This window comes from Actinocrinis sp., assembly GCF_035938995.1.
Classification (GTDB): domain Bacteria; phylum Actinomycetota; class Actinomycetes; order Streptomycetales; family Catenulisporaceae; genus DASZGI01.
Genome location: NZ_DASZGI010000229.1, coordinates 1 through 8,007 on the forward strand (window position 1 = coordinate 1; position 8,007 = coordinate 8,007).

Genomic DNA, 8,007 nt, shown 5'->3' on the forward strand with positions numbered 1-8,007 from the left:
CCATGTCCCCCTGCCCCAGAACCCGCCCTGCTCTGCCCTGCCGACCCCGCCCCGGAGGCTCCATGCCCTGAGACCCCAGACCCAGAAACCGACCCACTTCTGCCGACGCCGGCGCCCGACATGCTCCGCTCGTCCCAGACGCCCAGGTAGTTCGCGATCCCGGCCAGACTGCGCGCCGCCGTGGGCAACTGGTCGGCTGGCCTGCCCCGGACGATGGTGATGCCGTTGCGCAGGCGCGTGGTCTCGCACCATGCGTCGTCCAGCAGCGCCCTGTCATCCTCGCCGAGGAGTTCGTAGGCGACGGCTGCGGCGAGCACCGCGCGCGTTGCGGTCGTGCGAAGCTCGGCGAATTCGGCGCCGTGCCGGAGCTGGATCAGCTGTGCCACCCATTCGACGTCCGACAGTCCACCCGGGCCGAGTTTGGTGTGCAGCGACCGGTCGGCGCCGCGCGGCAGACGCTCGGCCTCCATGCGCGCCTTGAGCCGACGGATCTCCCGCAGATCGGCTTCGGCCACGCCGCCGACCGGGTAGCGGATCGGGTCAATCAGTCGGACGAAGCGCTTGCCGACGACGGCATCGCCAGCGACGGGCGTCGCGCGCAGCAACGCCTGCGCCTCCCACACCCGAGACCACCGCTTGTAGTACTCGGCGTAGGAGGCGAGGCTGCGCACCAGCGGGCCCTGACGTCCTTCGGGGCGCAGGTCGGCGTCGATGACCAGCGGTGGGTCGGCGGTCGGCAGCTGCAACAACCTCCTCAGCTCGTTCGCTATCTCGAACGCGACCGCGGTGGCCCGCTGCTCGTCGGCGCCCTCGCGGGGTTCGTGGACGAACATGACGTCGGCGTCCGAGCCGTAGCCAAGTTCCGCCCCGCCGAATCGACCCATCGCGATCACCGCAAGCCGGGTGGGCAGGCCGTTGCTCGCCACTGCCCGCTCCTGCGCCGGGACAGCAGCGCGGTCGCGTGCCTCTGCCGCATCGGCGTCCGCGTCGGCATCACCGTTCGCTGCCACGTGGGCGCGGCCTTCTGACAGCACGTCATAAGGCGCGCCTTCGCCATGCCCGCCTCCAACGCCCACGACCGCGTCACCCTCAGCCGCCTCGCCCAGCCCACCGCCAATCCGCGCCTGAGCCTGCCGGGCCTCGACCTCCCGCGCTGCGCGGTGCGCCGGTGTGCCGCCGCACGGCTCGCCCGGCAGCGGCACCGGCCGACGCCCTTCAACCTCGTCCCCACCATCCGTGCTCCCAGCGCCCCGGAACGCGACTACCGCCGCCAGCGCCGCCTCGATCGTCGCCGCCGTGACGTCCGTCAGCGCGCGGCCGAGCACGTCCAGCGGATCGGCGCCGTCATCGCCCCCCAGCATCCCGAGCAGGTCCGTCGCGACGATCCGGAACAGCTCCCGTCGTCGCACCCCGCGCACCGCCGCGACCGCGCTCTCGGCGCTGTCCGCCCGGCAGACCAGGGCCATCATCTCGGCCTCGATTGCTCCGCGTTCTCGTACCACCAGCGCCTTGTCATCGCTGAGTAGCGCCACCGCCTCCGGTGCACGCATCAAGAGATCTGGGGCATAGCCTCCCGAGGACAGTACGCGCGCCAGCCGCCACGCCGCCTCACCCTCGTCCCTCAGCGACCTGAGATACCAGGGGGTCGAGCCGAGCGCGTCCGACACTCTCCGGAACGCCAACAATCCCGCGTCCGGATCGGGGGCATCCGCGAACCAGCCGAGCATCACCGGCAGCAGCGTGCGTTGGATCGCCGCCCGACGGCTCACCCCCGTCGCCAGCGCCTCGATGTTGATCAGCGCGCCCGCCGGGTCCGCGTAGCCGAGCGCCGCCAGCCGCGAGCGCGCCGCCTCCCGCGAAAGCCGCGGACGCGGGCCGACGACGCTGGGCACCGCCGCGCTGGTGTCGTCCAATCGCGCCACCGAGGACAGCAGCGGCCGGTAGAACAGCTTCTCGTGCAGCCGGCGCACCTCCCGCGCGTGCCTCTGCCACACCGTCCGAAGCTCACCCGCCGGATCGACCATGCACCCCATCGACCTCCCGATCCGGCGCAGCGCGCTCGGGTCGTCGGGCATCGTGTGCGTGCGTTCGAGGCGGAAAAGCTGGATCCGGTGCTCGACCGCGCGCAGAAAGCGATACGCCTCGGCCAGATGCGCGGCGTCCTCTCGTCCGACGTACCCGCCCTTGGCCAGCGCATCCAACGCATCGAGTGTCGAGCGGGCGCGAAGCGTCTCGTCGCCACGCCCGTGTACGAGTTGGAGCAGCTGCACCGCGAACTCGACATCGCGCAGGCCGCCCGGTCCGAGCTTCAGCTCCCGGTCCACCGCGACAGAGCCCGGCGCGCGCCGCAGCGAATCGGTCGCGTGGCTTACGACCCTGCGCCGCATCGCCTGGACGTCGTCAACGAAGTTGTCGCGGGCCACCGCGCTCCACACCAGCGGCGTGGTCATCGCGACATACTCGGCGCCCAGTGCCACGTCACCCGCCACCGGCCGAGCCTTGAGCAGCGCCTGGAACTCCCACGTCTTCGCCCACCGCTGGTAGTAGGCGGTGTGGCTGGCGAGCGTGCGCACCAGCGGCCCGGACCGGCCCTCAGGTCGCAGCGCCGCGTCAACCTGCCAGATCGAACCTTCCGGCGTGCTCTCCGAACACAGCCGCATCATCCGTGAAGCCAACCTGGTCGCGGTGCGCAAAGCCTCGGTCTCGTCGACCTGCGTCGCCGGCACCTCGCCCGCGCCGCCAATACCCTCTCCAGGCCGAACCGGTTCGGCGACGAACACGACATCGACGTCGCTCACGTAGTTGAGCTCCCGGGCCCCGCACTTGCCCATGCCGATCACCGCGAGACGGCACGGAGCGACGCCCTCGGGTTCCTCGGCCCGCGCCACCGCGAGCGCGGCTTCCAGGGTCGCCCCGGCCAGGTCCGCCAGATCGGCGGCAACCGTCGTGAGATCCGTTCCAGCCGCCACATCCCGCGCGGTCACCGCCAGAAGTGCCCTGCGATATGCGATCCGCAACGCGTCGGCCGCCTCTTGACCGGTGAGCGTGGCGACCGGCGGGCTCACGGGGGCGTGCAGCGCGTGCGGCACATCCGGTGCTTCACCGCCGTCGGCGTCAGCATCCGACACCGCGGCGATTGGATCGTCCAGATCCACATCCGCCAACCCGCATGGCGGCTCTGGCGGCGTGGCCCCCACGGCACCCAGCATCAACGCGGAGAACCGCCCGGCGCCCGGCGCGAGGTCCTCGACGTCGAACTCCTCCAGAACGTGCCACGAATCGGGATGCCGCACCAGGAAAGCGCCGAGTGCGTCGCTGACCCCGAGAACACCGAACAAACGGTCGCGCAACGGTTTGGAGGAGGCGAGGGTCGCTCGCAACAGCCCCGGCTCCGGGCTCGCCTCCAGCAGGCTGGCAAGCGAGCCGAGTGCGAGATCCGGATCGGCGCAGCGGCCGAGCGCCTCCGTCGCCATCGGATCGCGCCCCAGTTCCCCGAACGCGGGCGAGGCGAGGATGGCGGCGGCAGCCGCCGGATCGACGAACCCCCGCCGAGCCAACAGGCTTACCTTCGACTCGCGCTCCCGATCCAGTGCCACCAGACGACTCTAACCAGCCGGGCTCGGGCCGTCACGCCCATCCAACCAGGGCATTTCCCGTGCCGAAGAGTTCGCACTCCGCGACGAGGCGTCACGCTGCGGTCGATCGACGCTTTTCGATGAGCCAGCAACGACGGCTCTCGCTCTCGATGCCCGACGCATGTCCAGACGGACATCAGCAGCGCCTCGAACTCACGGCCGTCGCGCCGCTTCGCCACCGTGCCTCTCCGCCACCCGGTCGCGATCCACCCTTAGCTCACGCCGTGCATCCACGGCCGAAGACCTGACCACCCGATAGCCTTACCGGCACGGACTATCCACACGCCCGGGCAGGTGATCGCGCTGCATGACGCCAGTTCCCGCCTCTTCGCTCAAAAGAGTCGCAGCCCTCGCGGTTACCCTCTGCTGCGCTACGGTGACGCCATGCGCGACGCGACTCTGGCTTCAGCCTCATATCCGCACCCCGCCGCCCCCCACCATCCCACGCCCCGGCCGATCCCTCCCGACGCCGCGCACGGGGCGCGCGGCCGACCGGTGCCGCCCCGCCCCCGGGATCGCCGCACTCTCACCCGAGCCGACTGGATCGGCGCCGCCCTCGACGCGCTGGCCCGCGACGGCCTGCGGGCAGTCGCCGTCGAGCCGCTCGCCGAACGTCTCGGCGCGACTAAGGGTTCGTTCTACTGGCACTTCCGGGACCGCAACGCGCTGCTCGAGGCGGCCGTCGCGCAGTGGGAGCGTACGGGGACTGACGACGTCCTCGCGACGCTCGAGCCGATTGCCGATCCGGTGGAACGTCAGCACGCCACCGCGGCCGCGTTCGCCAGCTCGGAGCGGGACATCCAAATCTTCCTGGTCCTGCTCTGGAACGCCGATCATCCGGTGATCGGACCGGCAGTGGACCGGGTGCTCGGCAAGCGCATGGCGTTCTCCCAGCGCTGCCGCGAGGAGGCCGGGCAGAGCGCCGAACAGGCCCACGCCTCGATGCTGTACTCGTACTCGCTGTTTCTCGGGGTGCTCATGCTGCGGCGTGCCGCCCCGGGGATGATCCCCGAGAGCGGCACGCCGGACGGGCTGCGGGACTACGTGACCACGCTGATCAGGCAGGCGGCCGAGGGATTCGTCGCCCCAGCCGCCACCTGATCCGCGGTTCGGCCGAACGGTGCCGAGGCGTCAGTCCTCGAGCACCTTGCCGCTGACCGGGTCCAGGATGAGCCGGTCCGATTCCCGCTTGTTGAAGTCGAACATCGAGTTCAGCGAGCCGGCCACGGAGTCAAAGGACCCAGCGATCGTCCCGGTGCCCCAGTTGTCCTCGATGAACTTCAGGATCGAGGACTGGTCGGTCACCGAGTGGTCGACGTAGTTCTCCTTGGAGTAGGGCGAGATCACCAGCAGCGGCAGGCGCGGGCCGTAGCCACAGCGGTCCTCGGTGCCGCCCAGCGGGAGCCGCGACTGGGTGTTGCAGGCACCGGTGCCGTTGAGCGCGTCGTTGGCGACGTCGGACGAGGAGTTCACGTTCGGCGGGGCGACGTGGTCGTACCAGCCGTCCGAGTCGTCGTAGGCGATGACGACCGCGGTGCTCTTCCAGTCCTTCGACTTCTCGAGCGCGTTGATCAGCGTGACCGCGCCCTGCTGCTCGTCGAGCGGGTCGGAGTAGCCGGCGTGGCCGTCCTGGTACTCGCTCTGCTTCACGAACGAGACGGCGGGGAGGTTGCCGTCCTTGATCGCGGTGTAGAGCAGCGACAGGTCGTACTGGTGGTTGGCCTGGCCGTTGAGCCCGATCTCAGCCTCGGAAGCCGGGGCGAGGTGGTGCGGGTTGGCGGTCGAGGCGTAGTACTCGAACGGGTCGTGGTGCGGGCTGTAGTCGCGGATCGAGGCGCCGCCGACGTTGGTGTGCGCCGAGTTGCAAACGGCCTTGGAGGTCGCGGTGGCCGGGGTGGACGGCCCGAAGCCGCCCTGGAACCAGCCCCAGCTCACGCCCTTGGCGTTCAGCAGGTCGCCGACGTTCTGACCGGTCATCACCAGGTGGTCGCTGGTGTTGGCGCAGTCGTCGAAGCCCGGGTCCGGGTCGCCGATGACGGTGCCGATGCCGCTCGAGTTCGCGGCCACGACCACGCCCGGGTCGGAGACCCTCTGGCCGGCCGCGTTGACCGCGTAGCCGCCGGAGGTCTGGCCGGAGACCAGGTTGATGGCGCCCGGGGTCGACGGGCCGAAGACCGTGTCGAACGAGTTATCGCTCAGGGCGTAGTTCTGCGCGTAATTCCAGAGCCCCGTCACGGTGTTGCCGTCGTAGTAGTCCATCACGAGGCCCGGCACGCCGTTGTCGGGGGCGGAGCAACTCTCCACCTGGGTGTTGGCCGGGAACTGGTCCGCGAGGCCGTTGTCGTAGGCCTTCTGCTCGGGGGTGTAGCCGTGGCCCTGGTCGCAGGTCATCGCCAGCGACGGGCCCAGCCGCTTCGGGTTGATCCCGTTCGGGTTGTTGTTGAGCAGCGCGCTGGTCAGGCCGTTGACGGCCGGGGTGTCGGGCTTGGCGGTGAACTTCGTGCCGTCGGTGTTGGCGGCGTTCGGGTAAGTGCCGAAGTAGTGGTCGAACGAGATGTTCTCGTTGAAGAGGACGACCAGGTGCTTGATCGGCGTCGCGGTGCCGTCGCCGCCACCGCTGAGCATCACGACGCCGCCCGAGGTCGGCGCCGCCGGGCTCGAGGTGCTGCCCCAACTCGGCTGGACGATGGCGAACGTCAGCCCCAGCGCGGCCACCACCGCGGTGCTGCCGACCACGGCCGGGCGGCGCCTGCCGACCTGCCCGAGTGTGCGTGGAAGTCTTGCCACGTCATGCCCCTCCGCGTGCTTGCCGAGAAAGTCGGCTCCGGATGTTCTGCGGAGTAGAAGCCTCCTCCGAGCCCCGGACAGCGCGCACACAGCCGGGTAGCGCGCAGGTGAACTTCAGGGGAGTTGCGGGCGTAGCCGTGATCACACGGTGATTACAGACGATTACAGGACCGGAAGATACCTGTTCAGCTCGAACGGAGTAACCTGCCGCTGATATTCGTCCCATTCCGCACGCTTGTTGCGCAGGAAGAAGTCGAAGACGTGTTCGCCGAGCGTCTCGGCCACCAGCTCGCTGCGCTCCATGATCCGGACGGCTTCGTCCAACGAGGCCGGCAGCGGCTCGATGCCCAGAGCGCGCCGCTCGGACCGGGTCAGCTTCCAGACGTCGTCGTCGGCGCCGGGGGGCAGCTCATAGCCCTCCTCGATCCCCTTCATCCCGGCCGCGAGCAGCACCGCGTACGCGAGATACGGATTGCAGGCGCTGTCCAGAGAGCGGACCTCGATACGCGTCGACTGGCTCTTGCCGGGCTTGTACATCGGGACACGCACCAGCGCGGAGCGGTTGTTGTGGCCCCAGCAGATGTACGGCGGAGCCTCGCCGCCGGCGGTGAGCCGCTTGTAGGAGTTGACCCACTGGTTCGTGACCGCGCTGATCTCGGCGGCGTACCGGAGCAGCCCGGCGATGAAGGAGCGGCCGACCTTTGAGAGCTGGTACTCGGCGCCCGGCTCGTTGAAGGCATTGCGGTCGCCCTCGAACAGAGACAGGTGGGTGTGCATACCGGAGCCGGGGTGCTGGGCGAGCGGCTTCGGCATGAAGGAGGCGAAGACCCCCTGCTCAAGCGCGACCTCCTTGACCACCAGCCGGAAGGTCATGATGTTGTCGGCAGTCGTCAGCGCGTCTGCGTAGCGCAGGTCGATCTCCTGCTGGCCGGGGCCGGCCTCGTGGTGGCTGAACTCGACCGAGATACCCATGGACTCCAAATGGGTGATGGCCTGACGACGGAAGTCGTGGCCCACCCCGTGCGGTGTCAGGTCGAAGTACCCGGAGGAGTCCACCGGCGTGGGTTCGGCTCCCGCCTCAGACAGCCCCTTGAACAGGAAGAACTCGATCTCGGGGTGGGTGTAGAAGGTGAAGCCGCGCTCGGCTGCGCGAGCCAGCGCGCGCTTGAGCACGTAGCGGGGGTCAGCGTAGGAGGGGGTACCGTCCGGCGTGAGGATGTCGCAGTACATCCGGCCCGTCCCCGGCGACTCGGCACGCCACGGCAGGATCTGGAAAGTCGACGGGTCCGGCTTGACCAGCATGTCGGACTCGTGCACCCGCGCGAAGCCCTCGATCGCCGACCCGTCGAAGCCGATTCCCTCCGAGAAGGCCTGCTCAAGCTCGGCCGGAGCCACCGCCACCGACTTCAGGAAACCCAGGACGTCGGTGAACCATAGCCGGACGAAGCGGATGTCACGCTCCTCGAGGGTCCTGAGGACGAACTCCTGCTGGCGCTCCATGGCCCACGCTCCCGATCACTCGCACACGACCGATCCACAGTATCGCCGCAGCGTTACAAAGGCATGAACCATTGGCGGATGGAAC

Annotated in this window: 4 protein-coding genes; 1 reads left to right on the plus strand and 3 read right to left on the minus strand. The window is 69.5% G+C overall.

The genetic code is table 11. The features are described 5' to 3' along the window. Window positions 1-3,596 (minus strand): bifunctional [glutamine synthetase] adenylyltransferase/[glutamine synthetase]-adenylyl-L-tyrosine phosphorylase (locus VGZ32_RS16470; RefSeq protein WP_326886932.1); only part of this gene is annotated, 3,596 nt, incomplete at its 3' end. A 423-nt stretch (window positions 3,597-4,019) separates the two neighbouring features. Between VGZ32_RS16470 and VGZ32_RS16475 the strand changes: the two genes are divergently transcribed. Further along, complete coding sequence (locus VGZ32_RS16475; protein WP_326886933.1) at window positions 4,020-4,736, plus strand: TetR/AcrR family transcriptional regulator; 717 nt, start codon at window positions 4,020-4,022, stop codon at window positions 4,734-4,736. 30 nt (window positions 4,737-4,766) lie between these two features. Here VGZ32_RS16475 and VGZ32_RS16480 read toward each other — a convergent pair whose 3' ends face one another. Together VGZ32_RS16480 and VGZ32_RS16485 are read right to left on the minus strand one after the other, a co-directional pair. After that, window positions 4,767-6,260, minus strand: coding sequence for a phospholipase C (locus VGZ32_RS16480; protein WP_414642555.1), 1,494 nt, complete (start codon window positions 6,258-6,260; stop codon window positions 4,767-4,769). Window positions 6,261-6,584: 324 nt separating this feature from the next. Then, window positions 6,585-7,922 (minus strand): glutamine synthetase family protein, encoded by a 1,338-nt coding sequence (locus tag VGZ32_RS16485; protein ID WP_326886935.1) that lies wholly within the window; start codon window positions 7,920-7,922, stop codon window positions 6,585-6,587. Between the last annotated feature and the right edge of the window lie 85 nt (window positions 7,923-8,007).

Bases quoted from the DNA above. Each gene is read 5' to 3' on its own strand.
- VGZ32_RS16475 (WP_326886933.1), top strand. From the start codon at position 4,020: ATGCGCGACGCGACTCTGGCTTCAGCCTCATATCCGCACCCCGCCGCC.
- VGZ32_RS16485 (WP_326886935.1), bottom strand. From the start codon at position 7,922: ATGGAGCGCCAGCAGGAGTTCGTCCTCAGGACCCTCGAGGAGCGTGAC.
- VGZ32_RS16480 (WP_414642555.1), bottom strand. From the start codon at position 6,260: ATGCTCAGCGGTGGCGGCGACGGCACCGCGACGCCGATCAAGCACCTG.